This is a genomic window from Streptomyces sp. PA03-6a (assembly GCF_033792765.1).
Lineage (GTDB): Bacteria > Actinomycetota > Actinomycetes > Streptomycetales > Streptomycetaceae > Actinacidiphila.
On sequence record NZ_JARAVK010000121.1, the window covers coordinates 1 to 20843 of the forward strand.

The 20843-nt window shown below is 73.0% G+C and carries 19 protein-coding genes; 9 read left to right on the plus strand and 10 right to left on the minus strand.

Going from position 1 to position 20843, the window contains the following annotated elements:
• The 4 genes from PV350_RS26365 to PV350_RS26380 all read right to left on the minus strand — a co-directional run.
• The coding region (locus PV350_RS26365; protein ID WP_500336444.1) for a carbohydrate binding domain-containing protein at positions 1-520 on the minus strand (520 nt) is incomplete at its 3' end.
• Positions 521-675: 155 nt separating this feature from the next.
• Positions 676-942, minus strand: a complete 267-nt coding sequence (locus PV350_RS26370; protein WP_499513943.1) for a DUF8847 domain-containing protein — start codon at positions 940-942, stop codon at positions 676-678.
• Positions 943-976: 34 nt separating this feature from the next.
• Positions 977-1732, minus strand: a complete 756-nt coding sequence (locus PV350_RS26375) for a TetR/AcrR family transcriptional regulator (RefSeq protein ID WP_499513944.1) — start codon at positions 1730-1732, stop codon at positions 977-979.
• 30 nt (positions 1733-1762) lie between these two features.
• Positions 1763-2665 carry an AurF N-oxygenase family protein gene (locus tag PV350_RS26380; RefSeq protein ID WP_499513945.1) on the minus strand — a complete coding sequence of 301 codons (903 nt, stop codon included), beginning with the start codon at positions 2663-2665 and terminating at the stop codon, positions 1763-1765.
• 52 nt (positions 2666-2717) lie between these two features.
• Here PV350_RS26380 and PV350_RS26385 point away from each other — a divergent pair, with 52 nt between their 5' ends.
• Positions 2718-3800: a ferritin-like domain-containing protein gene (locus PV350_RS26385; RefSeq protein WP_499513946.1), complete on the plus strand. Its 1083-nt coding sequence runs from the start codon at positions 2718-2720 to the stop codon at positions 3798-3800.
• An 18-nt stretch (positions 3801-3818) separates the two neighbouring features.
• On the opposite strand, the gene PV350_RS26390 is transcribed toward PV350_RS26385, so the two are convergent.
• Positions 3819-5282 carry a penicillin-binding transpeptidase domain-containing protein gene (locus tag PV350_RS26390; RefSeq protein WP_499513947.1) on the minus strand — a complete coding sequence of 488 codons (1464 nt, stop codon included), beginning with the start codon at positions 5280-5282 and terminating at the stop codon, positions 3819-3821.
• Positions 5279-6688 carry an FtsW/RodA/SpoVE family cell cycle protein gene (locus PV350_RS26395; protein WP_499513948.1) on the minus strand — a complete coding sequence of 470 codons (1410 nt, stop codon included), beginning with the start codon at positions 6686-6688 and terminating at the stop codon, positions 5279-5281. Before PV350_RS26395 ends, PV350_RS26390 begins: the two co-directional genes overlap by 4 nt.
• Positions 6689-6775: 87 nt before the next feature.
• Here PV350_RS26395 and PV350_RS26400 point away from each other — a divergent pair, with 87 nt between their 5' ends.
• The 3 genes from PV350_RS26400 (at position 6776) to PV350_RS26410 (ending at position 9452) form a co-directional block, all read left to right on the plus strand.
• Positions 6776-7471, plus strand: coding sequence for a pentapeptide repeat-containing protein (locus PV350_RS26400; RefSeq protein WP_499513949.1), 696 nt, complete (start codon positions 6776-6778; stop codon positions 7469-7471).
• Between the two features lie 58 nt (positions 7472-7529).
• Positions 7530-8117 (plus strand): pyridoxamine 5'-phosphate oxidase family protein, encoded by a 588-nt coding sequence (locus tag PV350_RS26405; RefSeq protein ID WP_499513950.1) that lies wholly within the window; start codon positions 7530-7532, stop codon positions 8115-8117.
• Positions 8118-8255: 138 nt separating this feature from the next.
• Positions 8256-9452 (plus strand): transglycosylase family protein, encoded by a 1197-nt coding sequence (locus tag PV350_RS26410; RefSeq protein ID WP_500336447.1) that lies wholly within the window; start codon positions 8256-8258, stop codon positions 9450-9452.
• 66 nt (positions 9453-9518) lie between these two features.
• On the opposite strand, the gene PV350_RS26415 is transcribed toward PV350_RS26410, so the two are convergent.
• Positions 9519-9959: an SRPBCC family protein gene (locus PV350_RS26415; RefSeq protein ID WP_499513952.1), complete on the minus strand. Its 441-nt coding sequence runs from the start codon at positions 9957-9959 to the stop codon at positions 9519-9521.
• A 47-nt stretch (positions 9960-10006) separates the two neighbouring features.
• Positions 10007-11041 carry an ATP-grasp domain-containing protein gene (locus PV350_RS26420; RefSeq protein WP_499513953.1) on the minus strand — a complete coding sequence of 345 codons (1035 nt, stop codon included), beginning with the start codon at positions 11039-11041 and terminating at the stop codon, positions 10007-10009.
• Between the two features lie 283 nt (positions 11042-11324).
• Here PV350_RS26420 and PV350_RS26425 point away from each other — a divergent pair, with 283 nt between their 5' ends.
• Positions 11325-12314, plus strand: coding sequence for an alpha/beta fold hydrolase (locus tag PV350_RS26425; protein WP_499513954.1), 990 nt, complete (start codon positions 11325-11327; stop codon positions 12312-12314).
• Between the two features lie 63 nt (positions 12315-12377).
• Here the strand turns inward: PV350_RS26425 and PV350_RS26430 are convergent, their stop codons facing one another.
• The gene (locus tag PV350_RS26430) at positions 12378-13916 is read right to left on the minus strand and encodes an MFS transporter (RefSeq protein ID WP_500336448.1); all 1539 of its coding nucleotides are present in this window, start codon (positions 13914-13916) and stop codon (positions 12378-12380) included.
• Positions 13913-14320 carry a DUF3291 domain-containing protein gene (locus PV350_RS26435; protein ID WP_499513956.1) on the minus strand — a complete coding sequence of 136 codons (408 nt, stop codon included), beginning with the start codon at positions 14318-14320 and terminating at the stop codon, positions 13913-13915. Before PV350_RS26435 ends, PV350_RS26430 begins: the two co-directional genes overlap by 4 nt.
• A 412-nt stretch (positions 14321-14732) precedes the next feature.
• Between PV350_RS26435 and PV350_RS26440 the strand changes: the two genes are divergently transcribed.
• The 4 genes from PV350_RS26440 to PV350_RS26455 form a co-directional block, all read left to right on the plus strand.
• On the plus strand, positions 14733-16025 hold the full coding sequence (locus PV350_RS26440) for an NAD(P)/FAD-dependent oxidoreductase (protein WP_499513957.1): 1293 nt from the start codon (positions 14733-14735) through the stop codon (positions 16023-16025).
• 15 nt (positions 16026-16040) lie between these two features.
• Complete coding sequence (locus PV350_RS26445) at positions 16041-16307, plus strand: acyl carrier protein (protein ID WP_499513958.1); 267 nt, start codon at positions 16041-16043, stop codon at positions 16305-16307.
• Positions 16291-17178 carry a thioesterase domain-containing protein gene (locus tag PV350_RS26450; RefSeq protein WP_500336450.1) on the plus strand — a complete coding sequence of 296 codons (888 nt, stop codon included), beginning with the start codon at positions 16291-16293 and terminating at the stop codon, positions 17176-17178. The genes PV350_RS26445 and PV350_RS26450 overlap by 17 nt, the downstream gene beginning before the upstream one ends.
• A 36-nt stretch (positions 17179-17214) precedes the next feature.
• Positions 17215-20843: beta-ketoacyl synthase N-terminal-like domain-containing protein (locus tag PV350_RS26455; RefSeq protein ID WP_500336452.1), on the plus strand; the 3629-nt coding region annotated here is incomplete at its 3' end.

Genomic DNA, 20843 nt, shown 5'->3' on the forward strand with positions numbered 1-20843 from the left:
GCGTCGGGTCGGTGGGGGGCGGGCTCGGCGTCGGGCCGCCGGGCCCGGTCAGCGACAGGTCGTCGGCGTAGTACGTGGGCTGCGCGTACCAGCCGTGGACGTAGACCGTCGCGCTGGTCTGGTTCGGGCCGGTGGTGAAGCTGACGTTCAGCTGCTGGTAGGCACCGCCGGTGCCCGGGGTCCAGGTGCTGGTGCCGCCGTCCACGCCGATGTAGACGTAACTCCCCTTGAGCTGCGCCGAGAAGGTGTACGCCGTGTTGGGGGCGACGCCCACCGTCTGCTTGCACTGCGCGGTCCCGGTGCCGCTCGGGGTGCCGGCGAGGGCGCGACTGCCGCTCTTCGCCTGCCCGGTCACCACCTGGGTGGTGCCGGAGTCGCAGCTCCAGCCGGACAGGTTGCCCGACTCGAAGCCTCCGTTGACCAGGAACTCACCGGCGTGCGCCGTGGGGGCGAGGGCGACCAGCCCGCCGAGGACGGCGGTGCAGGCGAGGGTCGCCGTCGCGGCGACGAGGTGTCTCATGGGGGGCCGCTCCTTCGGGGGCGAGAAGAAGTGCGCATGACAACTCGCAGCAAACAGGTCTGGACCAATCCTGTCAATGGTCCGGACCATCCCCATGGCCGGTCACCCGGATCACCCGTCCGGCGGCGGTCCGCCCGCGCGACCGCCCCTGCGGCTCACGTCCGCGGTTTCGACCAGGGCCAGCGCGGCTTCTCCGGCCGGTTCCCCTCCGGGTCGTAGACGAAGACCCAGCGCGTACGGCGCTGCGCGCGCGGGCCGGGGCTGGGCTCGCGATGATAGACGTGCACGACGGGGGGTGCGCCGTCCTCCTGCGGCACCGGTACCTCGTACACCTTCGGGGGCTGCCCGGTGATGCCGGTCAGCACCCCCAGCACCCGGCCGTCCAGCGGCCCTCCGACGAATTCCGTGTCCTCATGCCTCACGGGGTCAGGGTAGGCCCTGGGGAGGGGGCCACGTTCAGGAAACGGCAGGTGGGAGCAGATGTGCGACTGCCTGGGCCAGCGGGGTCACCCGGCGGGCCAGGTCCCCGGCGGGGCTGCCCGCGCTCTCCCGTTCCAGGGCGGCCAGCGCGACCTCGGCGGTCTCCTGGTCGGTGGTGGAGCTGACCAGCAGCAGCGCGATGAAGTGGTCCACCAGCCACCGCCGCAGCTCCTGGGCGGGGGGCTGCTTGCCCTCGTCCAGCCAGGTCAGCGAGACGGCCTCGACGCTGGCGATCCAGGAGCGCACCATCATCGCCAGTCGCGGTCCGGGGTGCGGCGCGCCCAGGTGCATCAGGATCTGCTCGGCCGCGCCGCGCCGGACGCCGTCCACGATGGCGTCGGTCCGGCTGGTCTCCGCGACGCTGCCGCCGCGCAGCAGGGCGGAGTACGCCGCGTCGTGCTCGTCCACGTAGGAGAGGTAGCGGTCCAGCGCGTTGGACAGGCGCTGGGTCATCTCGCCCTCGGCGGGCTCCACGAAGCAGGTCCGCAGCTCCTCGGCGGCGTTGCGCATGGCGGCCTCGTACAGCTGCTGCTTCCCGCCGGGGAAGTAGCGGTAGACCAGGGGACGCGAGACCCCGGCGGCCGCGGCCACGTCGTCGACCGAGACGTCCTCGGGCCTGCGGTGCCCGAACAGGTCCACGGCGGCGGCGAGCAACTGGGTACGGCGCTGCTCGACGCTCAGCCGGCGGTAGGCGGGAGCGGCGGCGGGCGCCGGCGTCGAACTGCCGTTCATGAACGCCAGCGTATCCGCCCGCGCGCCGTGCTACCCGAGAAGTCCCGAGCTGCGCCACATGCGCCGTACGCCCGGACCCTCGAACATGCCGATCTCCTCCAGGAAGTCCATCAGCTTCCGCGCCGCCTGCCGCATCACGTCGCGGCGGTGCGGGCTGGTGCGGGCCAGCTCGGCGGCGTACCGGGGGTCGAGCCCGACCGAGGCGTACACCTGGGGGCTGATCAGCGACCGGGCGATCACCCGTGCGGCCTCGGCGGAGGAGATCCGGGTGAAGGCGATCTCCCAGCGCGGCGCCGAGCTCATCTGGCGGCGCAGCTCCTCACGGGCGTAGCGGATGTGCCGGGCCTCCTCGACCACGTGGATGCGGGTGACGCCACGGGTCAGCGGCTGCACGCGCTCGTCCGGGAAGGTCAGCCGCTGCATCCAGTCGAGGATCTCCTCGGCGAGCAGGGTGCCGGTGAAGGAACCGGGTGTGGTGGAGACGGTCTTCAGCACCCGCCCGAGGTTGTGGTCCGTGCGCGAGGGCTTGTAGACGGGTGTGCCGAGCCGGGTGACCAGCCGCGCGAACATCTTCGAGTGGCGGCACTCGTCGGCGATCTCGGTGAGCGCGTAGCGGACGTGCCCGCTGGTGGGGTCCAGGTCGTAGGAGTGCCGCAGCAGCAGCTGCATGAGGATGATCTCGAACCAGATGCCGATCGAGGCCAGCGACGCCGCCTCGTGCCGGCTCAGCTCGATCCGCTGTTCCTGCGACATGTGCTTCCACAGCGGGGTGTCGTACAGGGAGCACAGCTCGGGCGGCCAGAACCACGCGCCGTCCTCGAACGGGGCGTCCCAGTCCAGCTCGGTGTCGGGGTCGAAGGAGTGCTTCGCGGAGGCGTCGAGCAGCCGCTCCGCCACTTTTTCACGCGTTGCAAGAGGGGTGCCAGCGGTCATGCTCTTATGAGACTGTGTGTCAGCAAGCCCGTCAAGAGTCGAGGAGACGCCAATGCCGTCGCAGGACAACTTGTGGGAGATCCCGGCTTCCGGAGCCGCCCGCTTCTCCTGGGAGTACGACGACGGGCGCGACCGGCTGCTCGCCCTCTACCAGAAGGGCAAGGACAAGCAGTGGGACGCGGTCACCCGCATCGACTGGGACATCGAGGTCGACCCGTACGACCCGCTCGGCGTGCCGGACCAGAACATGACCGTCTACGGCACCCCCTACTGGGACAAGATGTCCGAGCGGAACAAGCGCGACATGCGCCGTGCCTACGCGTCCTGGCAGTTCAGCCAGTTCCTGCACGGGGAACAGGGCGCCATGGTCTGCGCCGCCCGCATCGTGGAGTCGGTGCCCGACCTCGACGCCAAGTTCTACTCCGCGACCCAGACCATGGACGAGGCCCGGCACGCCGAGATCTACTCCCGCTTCCTGCGCGAGAAGGTCGGCATGGTCTACCCGATCAACGACTCGCTGCAGGCCCTGCTCGGCGACACCCTGCGCGACTCCCGCTGGGACATGCCGTACCTGGGGATGCAGGTGCTCATCGAGGGGCTCGCGCTGGCCGCCTTCGGCATGCTGCGCGACACCACCGACAAGCCGCTGCCCAAGCAGATCCTCGCCTACGTCATGCAGGACGAGGCCCGGCACGTCGCCTTCGGGCGGATGGCGCTGCGCGACCACTACAAGCAGCTGTCCGACGCCGAACTGCGCGAGCGCGAGGAGTTCGTCATCGAGGGCTGCTACCTCATGCGCGACCGGCTGCGCGGCGCCGAGGTGCTGGAGGACTTCGGCATCCCGCGGCAGGAGGCCGAGGAGCTGAGCGAGCGCTCGGAGTACCTGCAGCTCTTCCGCAAGCTGCTGTTCAGCCGCATCGTGCCGTGCGTGAAGGACATCGGGCTGTGGGGCGAGCGGCTGCAGCGCGCCTACGTCGACATGGGCGTCCTGGAGATGGGCGACTCCAACCTCGACCTGCTGATGGCCCAGGACGAGGAGATCGCCGAGAAGCTCGACGCCGAGCGCTTCGCCCAGGAGGAGACCGAGCGGGCCGCCGAGGTCGAGCAGGCCATCGCGCTGGGCGCCCAGGACTGACCGCGGCCGGGCACGGGATCAGCGTCCCAGCACCGCGCGCATCACGGCGCGGGCGACCGGGGCCGCCTTGCCGCCGCCGCTGATGTCGGCGCGGTCCGCGGCGGCGTCCTCCACGACGACGGCGACGGCGACCTTCGCCGGGGCCCCCCGGCCCTCCTTCGCCCAGGAGATGAACCAGGCGAACGGGTTCCCGCGGTTGTCCTCACCGTGCTGCGCCGTGCCCGTCTTGCCGCCCACCACCGCGCCGGGCAGGGCGGCGTTGCGGCCCGTGCCGTGCCGCACCACGGCGACCATCATGTCCTGCATCACGAAGGCCACGGTCGCGTCCATCACCTGCCGGTAGGCCCGCTCACCGGTGATCTCCAGCGGGAGGCCGGCGCCGTCGGTGGTCCGGTCCACCAGGTGCGGGTACATCAGCGTGCCGTCGTTGGCCACGGCCGCCGCGACCATCGCCATCTGCAGCGGGGTGGCCCGGGTGTCGTACTGCCCGATGGACGACAGCGCCAGCTGCGCCCGGTCCATGCGGCGGTCGAAGACGCTGACCGCGGGGTGCGACGGGACCCCGATGGAGGGGTCGTTGAAGCCGAAGGCCTCGGCCGTCTCGCGCATCGCCCGCAGCCCCACGTCGTCGCCGAGCTTGCCGAAGACGGTGTTGCAGGAGACGACGTACGCGTGGAGCAGCGGCGCGTCCTCACAGCCCGCGGACGCCGACTCGTTGCCCAGCGTCGTCGTCGTGCCCGGAAGGCGGTAGGGGTCCGGGGAGTCGGTGGGCTTCCCGACGTCGGTGACCGCCCCGGAGGCGAGCGCCGCGACCGCCGTCACCGTCTTGAAGGTCGAACCCGGGGGGTACGTCTGGCGCAGCGCCCGGTTGAGCATCGGCTGGTCCTCGGCGGTGACGAGCCGGTGCCAGGCGCCGAGCGCCTCCGGGCCGGTGCCGGCGATCGTCGCGGGGTCGTAGGAGGGCGTGCTGACCAGCGCCAGGATCCGGCCGGTCGCCGGATCGAGGGCGGCGACCGCGCCCTTCTTGCCGCCCAGCGCCTTGTACGCGGCCTGCTGGGCGGCCGGGTCGATGGTGGTGCGGACGTCGCCCGGGCGCTGCGGCGCCCTGCTGACCGCGTTCCACAGCGGGAGCGCCGACAGCCCGGGGGAGGAGCCGGACAGGACGTCGTCCGCGGCGGCCTCCAGCAGGGCCGTGCCGTAGGTCTGGGAGGAGAAGCCGGTCACGGGCGCGTAGAGCGGGCCGTCGGCGTAGGTGCGGACCCAGTCCAGCTGGGCGCCGGTGGACCGGGAGCCGGTCACGGGCCGGCTGCCGACGAGGATGTCGCCGCGCGGCTGCGCGTAACGGTCGATCGGCACCCGCCGGTTGGCGGGGTTCGCGTCGTACGCGGGGGCCCGCACCACCTGGACCCGGATGGCGTTCACCAGCAGGGCGACGAGGAGCAGCAGGCACAGCGCCGCGGCCCGGCGGGCGTACGGGGTCACGCCGCGGCCGCCCCACCGCCGGTGGCCCGGCCGGCGGTCCGGCCGGTGTCCGGGCCGGGCGGCGGGCGGCGGGCGGTGTCGCTGAGCAGGATCAGCAGCGCGACGATCACCCAGTTGGTGACGACCGACGAACCGCCCTGCGCCAGGAACGGCATCGCCATCCCGGTCAGCGGGATCAGGTCCGTCACCCCGCCGGCGATCACGAAGACCTGCAGCGCGACGATCGAGGCCAGCCCCACGGCCAGCAGCCTGCCGAACGGCTCGCGGACCGCCAGCCCCGCCCGGTAGCCCCGGGCCACCAGCAGTCCGTACAGCAGGAACAGCGCGGTCAGCCCCGTCAGTCCCAGCTCCTCGCCCGCCGTGGCCAGGATGAAGTCGGACTTGGCCGCGAAGCCGATCAGGATCGAGTGCCCCTCGCCCAGGCCCGTGCCCAACAGCCCTCCGGCGGAGAACGCGAACAGCGACTGCGCCAGCTGGCCCGGGCCCTGTCCGGCCTCGATGCTGGCGAAGGGGTGCAGCCAGTCCGCCACCCGGGAGTGCACGTGCGGTTCGAGCGTGCCGACGAGGAAGGCGCCGGCCGCCGACAGCAGCAGCCCGATCGCGATCCAGCCGGTGCGGCCGGAGGCGACGTAGAGCAGGATCACGAAGAGGCCGAAGAACAACAGCGAGGTCCCCAGGTCGCGTTCCACCACCAGCACGCCGAGGCTGATCGTCCAGACCGCCAGCACCGGGCCCAGCACCCGGCCGGTCGGCAGCTGCAGCCGGCGGAACCGCCGGACCTGCCGGCCGGCGTACGCGAGCGCGGCGCGGTTGTCCGCGAGGTACGCCGCGAAGAAGACCGCCAGCAGCACCTTCGCGAACTCGCCGGGCTGGAAGGAGAAGCCCGCGACCCGGATCCAGATCCTGGCGCCGTTCACGGCGGGGAAGAGGCTCGGCACGATCATCAGCACCAGGGCCGCCACGACGCCCAGGTACGCGTACCCGGCCAGGGCGCGGTAGTCGCGCAGCAGCAGGACGACCGCGATGAACAGGGCGACGCCCAGCCCGGACCAGACCAACTGCGCCGGGGCGGCGGCGTCGGGGGTCTCCAGGTCGAGGCGGTAGATCAGGACCAGGCCGAGGCCGTTGAGCAGCACCCCGATCGGCAGCAGCAGCGGGTCCGCGTACGGGGCGCGTAGGCGCACCGCCAGATGGGCCACCAGCGCCAGCCCGCCGAGCGCCGCGCCGTAGCCGGCCGCCCCCTGCGGTACGGCGCCGTCGTGCGCGAGGCCCACGGCGCAGTAGCCGTACACCGGGATCAGCACCGCGCCGACCAGCAGCGCCAGCTCGACGCCCCGGCGCCGGGGCAGCCGGACGGGGGGCACGGCGAGGGCCGGTGGCGAGGTCCCGGGGGCGGGGGCGGTCATGGGACGCAACGTAGCAAGACATCCCGGACAAATCGTTCATATTCGTGGGAGGTGGCGTTGTCACAGGGGGCCACTAGCGTGGCCGCCATGACCTTCAAGGCACCGCAGTCCCTGTCCGAGCTGCCGTACGCGCAGGCGCTGGAGCCGTTCGACGAGGCCGGGCTGGGCGTCGAGGAGCGGTACGACACCGTGCACTTCGACGGACTCACCTTCGGAGAACAGGACGCCGGCGGCGCCGTCTTCCTGGAGTGCGCGGTCACCGACACCGTCTTCGAGGGCGGCAGCCTGCGCCGGGCGCGCTTCAACGAGGTCTGGCTGCAGGGCGACCGCTTCGTCGGCACCTCGGCGGCCGAGACGAACTGGATGGACGCCACCGCCGACTCCTGCGTGCTCGCCGGGGTCGAGGCCTTCGGCGCGGTGCTGCGGCGGGTGGCCTTCCGGCGCTGCAAGTTCGACTCCGTCAACCTGCGCTCGGCCCGGCTGCACGAGGTCGTCTTCGAGGACTGCGTGCTGCGCGACGTCGACCTCGGCGGCGCCCGCCTGAAGGACGTCTCCTTCCCCGGCACCGCCCTGGAACGCCTGCGGCTCGGCCGTGCCGAGCTCGACGCCACCGACCTGCGCGGCGCCACCCGCCTCGACCTCGCCGACGGGCACGACTCGTTGCGCGGCGCCGTCATCGGCAGCGCCCAGCTGCTCGACCTGGCCCCGGCGCTGGCCGCCGCGCTGGGCATCGTCGTCCGGGACGGAGCGGACGACGGCCCCCGCCGTCCCCGGCGGCGCTGACCCGCCCACGGCCGAAAAGGTGCGGCGGAAGCCGGGCCGCCGCCGCAGAATCACAGGCATGGGAAAGACGTACGAACGCATCGACGGGCGCCTGCGCGCGTTCATCGAGGAGCAGAAGGTCTTCTTCACCGCCACCGCGCCCCTGTCCGGCGACGGGCACGTCAACGTGTCGCCCAAGGGCCTCGACGGTTCCTTCGCCCTCCTCGACGACCGCACCTTCGCCTACGCCGACCTCGGCGGCAGCGGCGCCGAGACCATCGCCCACCTGCGGGAGAACGGACGCATCACCCTGATGTGGTGCGCCTTCACCGGGCCCCCGACCATCGTGCGGGTGCACGGCCGCGGCGAGCCCGTCTTCCGCGACGACCCGCGCTGGGACGACCTGCTCCCGCACTTCTCCGACGACATCCGCGCGCGCACCGACCTGCGCGCCGTCATCGTCGTCACCGCCGAACGCATCAGCGACAGCTGCGGATTCGCCGTCCCCTTCCTGGACTTCCGGGAGGAACGGCCCCTGCACACCCAGCGCTTCTCCCGCGAGACCGAGGAGTCCTTCAGCGACTACTGCGTGGGCAAGCCGTACGTCGCGGTCAGCCTCGACGGCCTGCCGGGGCTGCCGCTCCCGCTGCCGCCCCGCACGTCCTGACAGGGGGCGCCACCGCGCCAACCCGGTTCCGGGCCGCACGGTTTGGGACGACAGAGTCTCAAAAGCACCCTTGCGGCGACAAGATCCCTCTGTCGTACTTGTACGGCCGTGTGTCCGGAGCCGAGAGGTGGTCCCCCCATGCCCGTACGGCCCGTGCGCGGTCGCCACCGCAGACCCCAGCCGCCGAGCCGGCTCTCGCCGGTGTCGGTCGCCGTCACCGCCGCCTCCGGAGCGGGACTCGCCCTGCCGCTGGTCGCGGCCACGGGCGCGGGCGCGGCCACGACCGGCACGTGGGACAAGGTCGCCCAGTGCGAGAGCAGCGGCCGCTGGCACATCAACACCGGCAACGGCTACTACGGCGGGCTGCAGTTCGCCCAGTCGACGTGGAAGGCCTACGGCGGTGGGAAGTTCGCCGCCCGGGCCGACCTGGCCACCAGGTCCGAGCAGATGGCGATAGCCGAACGGGTCCTGGACGGGCAGGGTCCCGGGGCGTGGCCCGTCTGCTCACAGCGCGCCGGGCTCACCCGGGGCGGACCGCGGGCGCAGGACCCGCCGCGACGTGCGGCGGCCCCGGCGAAGAAGACCGAACCCAAGGAGAAGCCCGGGACGGACCGTCCCCCCGCGGCGCGGGACGACTCCTACACGGTCGTCAGCGGGGACACGCTCTCCGGGATCGCCGACGAGCAGGACGTCCGCGGCGGCTGGCAGCGGCTCTACGCAGTGAACCGCCGGGTCGTCGGAGCCGACCCCGACCTCATCCTCCCCGGACAGGAACTGTCCGTGCCGGGAGCGGAGCCCGCGAAGGACCCCAAGCCGGCGAAGGCGTCCAAGCCCGCCAAGTCAGGCAAGCCGGCCAAGCCCAGCAAGCCGGCCGAGCCCGCGAAGACCGCCAGGCCCGCCGAGCGGCACGCCGCACCCGCCTCCGCCGCGCAGACCTTCGTCGCGCCGGTCGGCGGAGCGCTCGGCACCCCGTACCACCGCAGCGGATCCCACTGGGCCAGCGGCTACCACACCGGCCAGGACTTCGCCGTGCCCACCGGCACCTCCGTCAAGTCGGTCGCCGCGGGCACCGTCGTCGAGGCCGGCTGGGGTGGCGCCTACGGCTACCAGGTCGTGATCCGGCACCACGACGGCATGTACACCCAGTACGGCCACCTGTCCTCGCTGACCGTACGGACCGGCCAGACCGTGGCCGCGGGCCGCCAGGTCGGCCGCTCGGGCTCCACGGGCAACACCACCGGCCCGCACCTGCACTTCGAGGTGCGCACGGGCGAGGGCTACGGCTCCGACGTCGACCCGGTCGCCTACCTGCGGCGGCACGGGGTCCGCCTCTAGCGGCACACGGCTGGCTCCCGTCGCGGTCCGTGCGTGGCGGGCCGCACGGACCGCGCGAAGGGCCGGCTAGTGCTCGCGCTCGACGAGGTCCTTGAAGCGTTCGAGGTCGTCACGGACCGTGCGCTCGATTGCGCTGACCTGGGCGAAGCCCTTGGGGCCGCCGAAGGCGTCGCGGATCTCGGCGGGGTCGTACTCCATGCGTACCTGGACGCGGCTGTGCTGCTCGTCGATCGGGAGGACCGAGCACGTCCCGGTGATCTCGGCACCGCCGCTGGTGCGCCAGGTCATCTCCCGGGTGTCGCTCCGGGCCTTGGTGCGGTCGGAGAACTCCGCGTCGAGCAAGCCGCCACCGGTCCCCGACACGCCGAGCCGGGCCTTGCCGTCCCCGGTGGCGCCGGCCTCCCGGACACCCGCGACGAACTGCGGGTACTCCTCCAGGCGGTGCAGGTGCTGCCACGCCACCTCGGTCGGCACGTTCAGGTCGATCTGCTCTTCGAGTCTGCTCATGAACTGCCACCTGCCTTCCTCCCTCCAGCGTGCCCCCCGGCCCCGGCTCACGCCACGTTGACCTCCGGGACGTCAGGGAGGCGAGGGACGTCCGGGACCTCGGTGACCGCTTCCGTCACGGCGACGCGGCCGCCGAGGCGGGGGGCGGTGCGGAGCCCGGCGTCACCCTGGGTGAGCAGGCGGACGGCGGCCCAGGGCAGGTTCACGCCGGTGAAGGCGGTCTGGAAGATCCCGGCGGAGGGGCGCGGGTTCGCCTCCAGGAGCACGGGCTCGCCCTTGCGGTGGCGCAGCTGCACATTGGAGAGGTAGGCGAGGCCGAAGTGCCTGACGAGGCGACGGGCGATCTCCGTGATGGCGGGGTCGTCCAGCAGGAGCCGGTAGCGGCCCTCCTTGGCCCTGGGGATCGCGGCGAGCAGTTCCCCGCCCGGGGCGGACAGGCAGTCGACGCTGACCTCGGGGCCTTCCAGGTACGGCATGACGATCATGCTGGGCACGTGCTCGCCCTCGTCGGCGGCCCGCTTCATCGCCTGGGCGACCGCCTCGACCGAGGCCATCGGCCTGGCGGGGGCGAGCAGGTCACGGATGTCCATCGGCCGGTCTTCCAGGATGCGGAAGCCGAAGGCCGAGTACTCGCCGGCGGGCTTGATGCAGACGGTCTCGCCGGTCGCGGCGAGCTCGTCCACCGCGTCCCGCAGGCCGTCGGCGTCCCGGACCACCCGCCACGGCGGCACGGGGATCCCGGCGGCGAGCGCCTCCTGGTACGTACGGCTCTTGCTGGTCAGTACCTTGATCGAGGCCGGCGGCGAGCACATCAGCCGGGTCCCCGCGGCGGCGAAGTCGCCGGCCCGCCCGGCGAGCGCGGTCAGCCGGCGCGGCGGGACGAGGACGTCGATGCCGTGCCTGCGGCAGAAGTCGAGGGCGAATTCGGCGTACGCGTCGTCGCCGACGTGGCGGGGCTCCACCTCGGCCACGTCGCAGGCGGCCAGGGCGGGTGCCGAGGGATCGACATTGCTCCCGTAGACGCGGACGTCCACGGAGTCGGGGTTGCCGCGCAGCATCCGCATCACCTGGGTGGTGGCCACCCCCGCGCTGCTGAGCCATATTCGGAGGGCTATCGGACGCTCCCCTCATGCATGCGGCGCGGCAGGAAGGCATGCGGGAGCGCACCATTTCCGGCCGTCCGGGATCTTGTGTGAGGCGGATCATATCCGTGTTCGATGACGCCGGTGTTTCACGTCCGCGGAGCGCACGCGAAGAGCGGACGACCCGCCGTCACTCGTCCGTCCCCCGGGAACGAGCGGGACGGCGGCGGCGGGCCAAGGCTGGGAGGCGACAGCAGCCCCTCCGGCCGGAAGAGAGAACAGCATGGCTGGGCCGTCCTCCCCCGCTCCGCTGCACCGACGTCGCATAGCCCGCACGGGAGCGCTCGTCGCGGCGCTCGCCTCGACGGCGATCGCCGCCGCCCCCGCCCTCGCCTCGTCGGCCGCCGACGGCGCCGCCGCGCGCGGCGGGGCCCGGCCGACCGTGGTGCTGGTGCACGGCGCCTTCGCCGACGCGTCGAGCTGGACCCCGGTCGTCGAGCGCCTCGAGAACGCCGGCTACACGGTCGTCGCCCCCGCCAACCCGCTGCGGGGCCTGATCGGCGACTCGACCTACGTGGCCAGCGTGCTGAAGAGCATCGACGGCCCGATCGTGCTCGCGGGCCACTCCTACGGCGGCGCGGTGATCAGCGGCGCAGCGGCGGGGAACCCGAACGTCAAGGCACTGGTCTACGTCTCGGCGTTCATGCCGGACGCGGGGGAGACCCTGGGTGCGCTCTCGGCGAAGTTCGCGCCGAGCGACCTCGCCTCGGCGCAGCGTCCCGTGCCGTACCGGGACGGGTCGGGCAGCGGCACGGACATCTACATCCGCGACTCCGTCTTCCGCAAGGTCTTCGCCGCGGACCTGCCCGTGGCGGCGACCCGGCTGATGTCCGCCGAGCAACGGCCGGTCGCACTGCGGGCGTTCACCGACAAGGCGCCCGGCGCGGCGTGGCGGACCATCCCCTCGTGGGCGCTGGTCGCCTCCGCCGACCACGCCATCAACCCGGCGCTGGAACGCTTCGAGGCCAAGCGGGCGGGCTCGCACACCGTCGAGGTCGACTCCTCTCACGTCGCGATGCTCTCCCACCCCGACGCCGTCGTGCGCATGATCCGCGAGGCCGCCGACAGCACCGCGTCCGGTTCCGAAGGCGGTCCCGCGCTCGCCGACACCGGCCCCCGGGACGAGCTCCTCACCAGCGTGGGCGGCGTCGCGAGCGTCGCCCTCGTGGCCGGCGCGGTCCTCGTCGCGGCGGTGCGGCGCTTCCGCCGCTGAGCGGTGGCGCGGTGGGGGCGCCGCCCCCACCGCGCCGCGGTCCTCGGCGGGCCCGCGTCCGCGCTACGCCGCGGCCGGCTTGCGGGCCAGGAACACCGCGGCCAGCACGGCCGCGGCGAAGGACACCCCGGCGACGACCCACAGGCCGGTGTGGATGCCGACCGTGAAGGACGCGCCGATCGCGTCCGTCACCGCGGGTGTGGAGCGGCCGCTGCCGCTTCCGCCGCTGCGCGCCACCGCCACGACCGCGTCGGCGACCGGCGGCGGCACATGGGCGGCCGTCAGCCGCTGCGGTAGCGCACCGATGAAACGGACCGCCAGGACGGCGCCGAGCACCGAGGTCGCCAGCACCGAACCGATCTGCCGGAACGCGGTCACGGCGTTCGACGCGGCACCCATCTGCGCGGGCTGGACCACCGCGAAGGCGGCCGCCGTCGACGGCGCGACGACCAGCCCGCTGCCCAGACCGACCAGGGCCAGGCCCACCGCCGTGATCGCGTACGCGCTGTCCGGCTGCTGCCGCACCAGCACCACGGCGGCGGCGGCCGTCACCAGGGAACCGGCCGCCAGCAGCCGGGCCGCGCCGACCCGCCCGGCGATCCGCTGGGCGACCAGGGTGGACAGCACGAAGAAGACCATCGCGGGCAGCAGCCGCACGCCCGTGGCCATCGGCGCGACGGCCTGCACCCGCTGCAGGAACAGCACCTGCAGGAAGATGACGCCGACGAACGCGAACAGCGCCGCCGCGGCCACCACCAGTGCCGCCGACACCCGCACCGAGCCCATCATGCGCACGTCCAGCATCGGCACGTCCGTACGGCGCTCCACCAGCACCAGCGCGACCAGCGACACGACGCCCACCGCCAGCGCCGCCACCACCACCGGGTCGTCGTACCCGGCGCGGCCGCCGACCGCGATCCCGTACACCAGCGTGCCCAGGCCCAGCACGGACAGGCCCTGGCCGGGCAGGTCCAGCGGCCGGTCGGGCACCTTCGACTCGCGCACCGCGTACAGCGTGACGGCCACCGTGACCACCGCCAGCGGGGTGTTGACCAGGTAGACCGCGGGCCAGTCGAAGCGGTCGAGCAGGGCGCCGCCGAGCAGCGGCCCGAGGGCCAGGCCGAGTCCGGACACCGACACCCACACCGTGATGGTGCGCAGCATGCGCGGCAGGTCGACGAAGAAGGTGGTGGTGATGATCGCCAGCGAGGTCGGCAGCACCAGCGCACCGCCGACACCGCTGACCGCCCGCCCCACCAGCACCTGCGGGAAGCCGCCCGCGGTGGCCACGACCAGCGAGCCGGCCGCCAGCGCGACCACGCCGGTCAGGAACACCCGCCGCCGCCCGTAGCGTTCGCCGAGCGCGCCGCCCGACAGCACGCACGCGGCCACCACCAGGGTGTAGGTGCTGGACACCCAGCTCAGGTCGGCGGGGGCGACCTGCATGTCGACCTGCAAGGCGCGCAGCGTGGAGATCGCCGCCGTCACCTCGATGAACGACATGAACAGCCCGAGGCAGGCGGCGAGCAGCACCAGCCGGCCGCGCGGGATCACCGGCTTCTGCGGTGCCTGCGCGGACGCGGCGCCCGTCACGGTGCTCACTGGGCGCGCTCCTTCTCCGCCAGGCGCCGGGTGGCGTCGTCCCAGGCGACGGGCAGGGCGTCGCGGGCGGTGGGGTAGAAGACGAACACCGAGCGGTCCATCACCTTCCGCAGCCGCGCCACGATCCGCGCGTGCGGGTCGGTGCGGGCGAAGGTGTCCAGCGCCTCCTGGTCCCGCCACGCCGACAGCGTCCAGAAGGTCTTCTTCAGCGGCTCCGCCCGCAGCGAGGCACCGACCACGCCGGGCGCCGACCGCACCTGCTTCCACACCACCAGCGACAGCAGGAAGAAACGGGGCACGCTCAGCAGCGACTTCACTTGGAGCTTGGAGGCCATGACCACGGCCTCACCGGAGCCGGCGGACTCCTTGGCGGCGGCCCCGGGCATCCAGGGAATGGTGGGCATGGCAGCTCTCTCCTCTTCGGTACGGGTGCGCGGCCGGTGCGCGCCGTCACGGCGGGAACTCCCGCCACCCACATGAGTCCCTCCCGCGGGGCTTCCGGACACCTCCGGGCGGCCGATAGGCCGGTCCGCGCGGCAGTTGGCCTGTTCGCGCCCCCGGTGCCCCCCGGGCACCGATCCGGACACCCGGGACGGGGCGCATCGGCGGCCCCGATGGGCCGGAAACCGTCGATGATGCGGTGTTTGACCCTCCGGCCCGGGCCGCCCTACGTTCCCAGTGCGCCGCCTGCCGCGCCGATCCGCGCGGGACACGGACGACTTCACGCCTTCAGAGGTCCCAGCCCTCTGCGCTCCAGCCGCCGTCGCCCAACGCGACCGGTTCCTGAGAACTGCTCGAGCCGAGGGGCTGCCTGTCATGACCACCCGTGTCGCTGTCGTCGGGGCCGGCATATCCGGCCTGTCCGCCGCGTACCACCTGCCCGACGACGTCGAAGTCACCGTCTACGAGAAGGAGGACCGGCCCGGCGGCCACGCCCTGACCGTCGAGGTGGAGGAGGACGGCCGCACCATCGGGATCGACACCGCCTTCGTGGTCTTCAACTCCCGGACGTACCCGCAGCTGAGCGCCTTCTTCCAGGAGATCGGCGCTACGGCCCTGGACCACACCGGCGGCTTCGACTTCTTCGACCTCGACCGCGGACTCGACTACGGCACCGCCGAGTTCGAGCTCACCGAGGAGGAGATCGCGGGGCGCTACCCGGCCGACTTCCTGCCCCTGTGGCGGGACGCCGAGCGATTCCACCGCGAGGCCCCCCGCGACTTCCTGCGCAAGCGCACCGACATGGCCCTCGGCGAGTACCTGGACCGGGGCGGCTACTCCGACGCCTTCAAGTACGGCTACGTGGTGCTGCTCGCCACCGCCGTCTGGTCGGTGCCGGCCGAGCTGATCTGGGAGATGCCGGCCACCACCGTCATCGCCTTCTTCATGTCGCACGACCCGGGTGGCCTCGGCGGCCGCTCGGTGGCGTGGAAGACCGTCGCCGGCGGCAGCGTCGAGTACGTCCGCCGGGTCGTCGCCGCGGTCAACGGCACGGTCCGCACCGGCAGCCCGGTCACCCGGGTCCGGGAGGAGGCGGGCCCGGACGGCGGCGTCGTCATCGGCACCGCCGACGGCGAGGAGCGCTACGACTACGCGGTGCTCGCCTCGCACGCCGACCAGACCCTGGCGATGCTGGAGCGGCCCACCGCCGCGCAGGCCGACGTCCTGGGCAAGGTCCGCTACAGCTCCACCCGGGCCGTGCTGCACACCGACCCGTCCGGCATGCCGCCGGACCGCTCCCGCTGGCAGAGCTGGAACTACGGCCTGAAGACCGTCGACGGCCGCACCCGCACCTGGGTCGCGTACTACATGAACTCCCTGCAGGGCTTCACCGCCCGCCAGGACTACTTCGTCACCCTCGACTGCCCGGTCGTCCCCCGCGACGAACTGGTCATCCGCGAGCTGCCGTTCACCCACCCGGTGATCGACCTGGACGTGCGCTCCATGCAGCGCACCATCTACGCCGTCAACGACACCGGCCGGATCAAGCTCGCCGGCTCGTACTTCCACTCGCCCAGGATCGGCCACGACCTGATCGGCTCCCACGAGGCCGGGTACGTCTCCGGGCTCAAGGCCGCCGAGTCCATCGCCCGCGACATCAAGAAGTGAAGTGAGGGAATCCCCATGCAGCGTGTCACCGCCGAGGAAGCGCAGGCCTGGCTGGTCGAGAAGCTCGCGGTCCGGCTGGAGGTCGAGCCGGCCCAGATCGACGTCGACCGCTACTTCGACGAGTTCGACCTCGACTCCACCGAGGCGCTGATCCTCGCCGGCGAGCTGGAGAAGTGGCTCGGCTTCGAGCTGGAGGCGACCGCGCTCTGGTACCACCCCACCATCGCCGCGCTGTCTGAGCACATCGCCGAGGAGAACGCCCGCCATGTCGCAGCGGCCTGACCGTAGCGCCCCCCGCCCGGTCCTCACGCCGCTGCGTGAACCGGCCGGCGGGGCGGCCCGCCGGCTCTACGCCGTCCACCCGGGCGCACTGGCGCCCACGGCGTGGCAGCCGCTCGCCGACCGGCTGCCCGCGGACACCGCGCTGTCCCTGCTCGACCTCGGCACCATCCCGGAGTTCTTCGCCGCCGCCCTCGACCCGGCCGCGGCCACGGTCTCCATCGCCGGCCTGGCGGAGCGCTGCCTGTCAGAACTCACCGCCTCCGCGCCCGCGGACGCGCCGTTCTCCCTGGTCGGCTGGTCCTTCGGCGGCGTCGTCGGGTTCGAGGTCGCCGCCCGGCTCGACGCCGCGGGACAGGGCGCCCGGCTGGAGGAACTCGTCCTCCTCGACAGCATCGCCCCCGTCCCCGCCTTCAAGCGTGCCGACGAACTGCTGGACCCCGCGATGCTCCTCGACTGGTTCGCGATGTACCTCGGCGCCAAGCGCGGCCGCCCCGTCGTCCTGCGCGTCCCGCCGGTCGCCGACACCGACGAGGGCCTGCCCGCGCTGCTGGCCGCGGCCACCGCCCAGGGCGTACTGCCCCCCGGCACCGAACTGGCCGGGCTGCGCAAGCTCTACGCCGCGTACCACGGTGGGCTGCTGCGCAACAACCGCTGCACCGCACCGTACGAACCCGCTCCGCTCGACCGCACGGTCACCCTCGTCAAGCCGGAGCGCTCCCTGCTCCCGGACCGCGGTGACCTCGGCTGGAGCCGGCTCAGCACCCGCCCCGTGCGGCAGCTGGGCGTCCCCGGCGACCACTACACGATGCTCCGGGAGCCCACCGCCGTCGCCGTGCTCGCCGGACTGCTGGCCGACCCGGCCGTCGCCTGAGCACTCGTGGATCCGCGCCCCCGCCACCCGGCGCCCATGACCGAGAGGACCGTCGTGCATCACTCACGTCTGGCCGAGACACCGATCGCCATCGTCGGGTTGGCCGGCCTGTTCCCCAAGTCGCGCGACCTGCGCGAGTTCTGGCACAACATCGTGGACGCCCGCGACTGCATCGAGGACGTCCCCGCGAGCCACTGGAACGTGGACGACCACTACGACCCGGACCCCGCCGCCGAGGACAAGACCTACGCCCGGCGCGGCGGGTTCCTGCCGGAGGTCGCCTTCAACCCCATGGAGTTCGGCCTGCCTCCGAACACCCTGGAGGTCACCGACATCCTGCAGCTGCTGTCGCTGACCGTCGCGCGCGACGTGCTGCGCGACGCGGGCACGGACGGTGCGGACTGGTACGACGCGAGCCGGACCGGCGTCATCCTCGGCGTCACCGGCGCCAACTCCCTCACCCAGCCGCTCTCCGCGCGCCTGCAGACGCCCGTGCTGAAGGAGGTCGTGCGCAGCGTCGGACTGAGCGAGGCCGACGCCGAGGAGATCGCCCGCCGCTTCAAGAAGGCGTACATCCCGTGGGAGGAGAACTCCTTCCCCGGCATGCTCGGCAACGTCGTCGCCGGGCGCATCGCCAACCGCTTCGACCTCGGTGGCACCAACTGCACCGTCGACGCCGCCTGCGCCAGCTCGCTGGCCGCCGTCAAGCTCGCCGTCAGCGAGCTGATCGAGGGCCGAGCCGACCTGATGCTCACCGGCGGCTGCGACGCCGAGAACACGATCCTCATGTACATGTGCTTCAGCAAGACCCCGGCGTTCTCCAAGAGCCAGGTCATCAAGCCCTTCGACGAGTCCGCCGACGGCACGCTGATCGGCGAGGGCATCGGCATGCTCGCCCTCAAGCGGCTCGCCGACGCCGAGCGCGACGGCGACCGGGTCTACGCCGTGCTGCGCGGCATCGGCACCTCCAGCGACGGCCGCTTCAAGTCCATCTACGCCCCGCGCGCCGAGGGCCAGCAGCTTGCGCTGCGGCGCGCCTACGAGGACGCGGCCGTGCCCGCCGGCTCCGTGGAGCTCTTCGAGGCCCACGGCACCGGCACGGCGGTGGGCGACCACACCGAGCTGTCCGCCCTCGGGTCGTTCGTCACGGAGCAGCCCGGTGCGGGTCAGCTCGGCTACGCCGCCATCGGCAGCGTCAAGTCCCAGATCGGGCACACCAAGGCCGCCGCGGGCGCCGCGGGCCTCATCAAGCTGGCGCTCTCCCTGCACCAGAAGGTGCTGCCGCCCACCATCAACGTCGACCGGCCCAGCGATGCCGTCGACCCCGCGCGCACCCCCTTCTACGTCAGCCCCCAGGCGCGCCCCTGGGTCCTGGACCCCTCGCGCGACAAGCGGCGCGCCGCGGTCTCCTCCTTCGGCTTCGGCGGCACCAACTTCCACATGGTGCTGGAGGAGCACGACCCCGCCGCGGCCCGCACGGTGCTCGGCCCGGTGGCCCGCACCGGCCTGTGGCACGCCGCCGACCCCGAGGCGCTCGCCCGCCGCCTGGAGCAGGGCGCCGCCCCCGACCCGGCCGGCCGGGTGCCCACGGGCGACGCGCGGCTCGGCATCGTCGCCCGCGACGACGCCCAGTTCGAGGAACTGCGGGCCGCGGCCGTGGAGCTGCTGCGCGCCAAGCCCGAGGCGTCCTCCTGGCAGCACCCCAAGGGCATCACCTACCGCCGCGCCGGGCTCCCGTCCGGGACGAAGACGGCCGCCGTCTTCGCCGGGCAGGGCAGCCAGTACGTCGGCATGGGCCGCCGGGCCGCCCTCGCCCTGCCGCCCGTCCTCGCCGCGTACGACAGGGCCAACCGCATCAGCACCGGCCCGGAGACCCTCGGCCGGGTCGTCTTCCCGCCGCCCGCCTTCGACGACGCCACCCGTGCGGCCCAGGAGGAGGCGCTGCGCCGCACCGACTTCGCACAGCCCGCCATCGGCGCCCTGTCGGCCGGGCAGTTCGCCTGGTTCCGCGAGCTCGGTTTCTCCCCCGACGGGACCGTCGGCCACTCCTTCGGCGAGCTCACCGCCCTGTGGGCGGCCGGCGCCCTCGACGACGACGGCTTCGCCGAACTGGCCCGCGCGCGCGGCCTGGCCATGGCCCCGCCGCGCGCGGCCGCCGCCGACTTCGACCCGGGCGCCATGGCCGCGATACGCGCCGAACTCGGCGAGGTGCAGGGGCTCGTCGCCACCTACCGCAGCGTCGCCATCTGCAACATCAACGCCCCCGGCCAGGTCGTCGTCGGCGGCCCCACCGCCGAGATCGACCGCCTCGTCGCCGATGTCGCCGCCCGCAAGATCCCCGCCAAGCGGCTCCCGGTCTCCGCCGCCTTCCACACCCGCTTCGTCGCCCACGCCGCCGATGCCTTCCGCGAGGCCGTCGACCGCGTCGGCCTCGGCGCGCCGGGCATCCCCGTCTACGCCAACACCCTGGGCGCCGCGTACGGCACGGACGCCGACGCCAACCGCGACACGCTCGTCGAGCAGCTGCTGCAGCCCGTCGCGTTCCAGACCCGCATCGAGGAGATGTACGCCGACGGCTACCGCGTCTTCGTCGAGTTCGGGCCCAAGCGCGTGCTGTCCGACCTCATCGAACGCATCCTCGACGGGCGCGGCGACGTGGTCTGCGTCGCGGTCGACGGCGGGCCCAGCAAGGACGGCGAGATCTCGCTGAAGCGGGCCGCCGTCGAACTGGCCGTCCTCGGCCTCCCGGTCACCGGCATCGACGACCACGCCGAGCCGCTCCCGGACGCGCCCGTCCGCAAGGGGCTCACGATCCCGCTGCGCGGCGTCAACTACGTCTCCGACGCACGGCGCGAGGCGTACGCGAAGGCCCTGTCGGAGCCGGGTGTCACGGTCGCGCCGCAGACGGCGGAGCCCGCGCCGGCTCCGGAGGCTGCCCCGTCCGACGCCCTGAGCGACGTCGTCCGTGAGGGCCTGGGACTCCAGGCCGAGATCCTCGACGCCCACGTCGCGACCGTCCGCGAGGCGATCACGTCCCTGGAACAGACCGTCCGCGCGGGCGGCCACCCCGACACGAACGCCGCCCTGCGGCTCATCGAGCAGCACGGCAGCTCCATCACCACCGCCCACGAGCGCGCGACGCGCCTGCTGATCGACACCCTCCGCGGCGACACCGCACCCCCGCCGGCCGTGGCTGAGGCCGTGGCTGAGGCCGTGCCCGAGGTCACCCCTGCGGAGACCGTTGCGCCTGCGCCTGCTCCCGTTGCTGCCGACTCTGCGGTGTTGGAGGCGCTGCTTGAGGTGGTGGCGGAGAAGACGGGTTATCCGGCGGAGATGCTGGAGCCGGGGATGGATCTGGAAGCCGACCTGGGGATCGATTCGATCAAGCGGGTGCAGATCATGGGGGCGCTGCAGGAGCGGTTCCCGGTGTCGGGAGACGTCGATCCCGAGCGGCTGGGTGAGCTGCGCACGCTGGACGACATCGCGGGGTTCCTCGGTGGTGTCGCTGCGCCGGCACCCGTAGAAGCCCCTGCCCCTGCCCCTGCCCCTGAGGCTGTGCCTGTTGTTGCCGACTCTGCGGTGCTCGATGCGCTGCTTGAGGTGGTGGCGGAGAAGACGGGTTATCCGGCGGAGATGCTGGAGCCGGGGATGGATCTCGAAGCCGA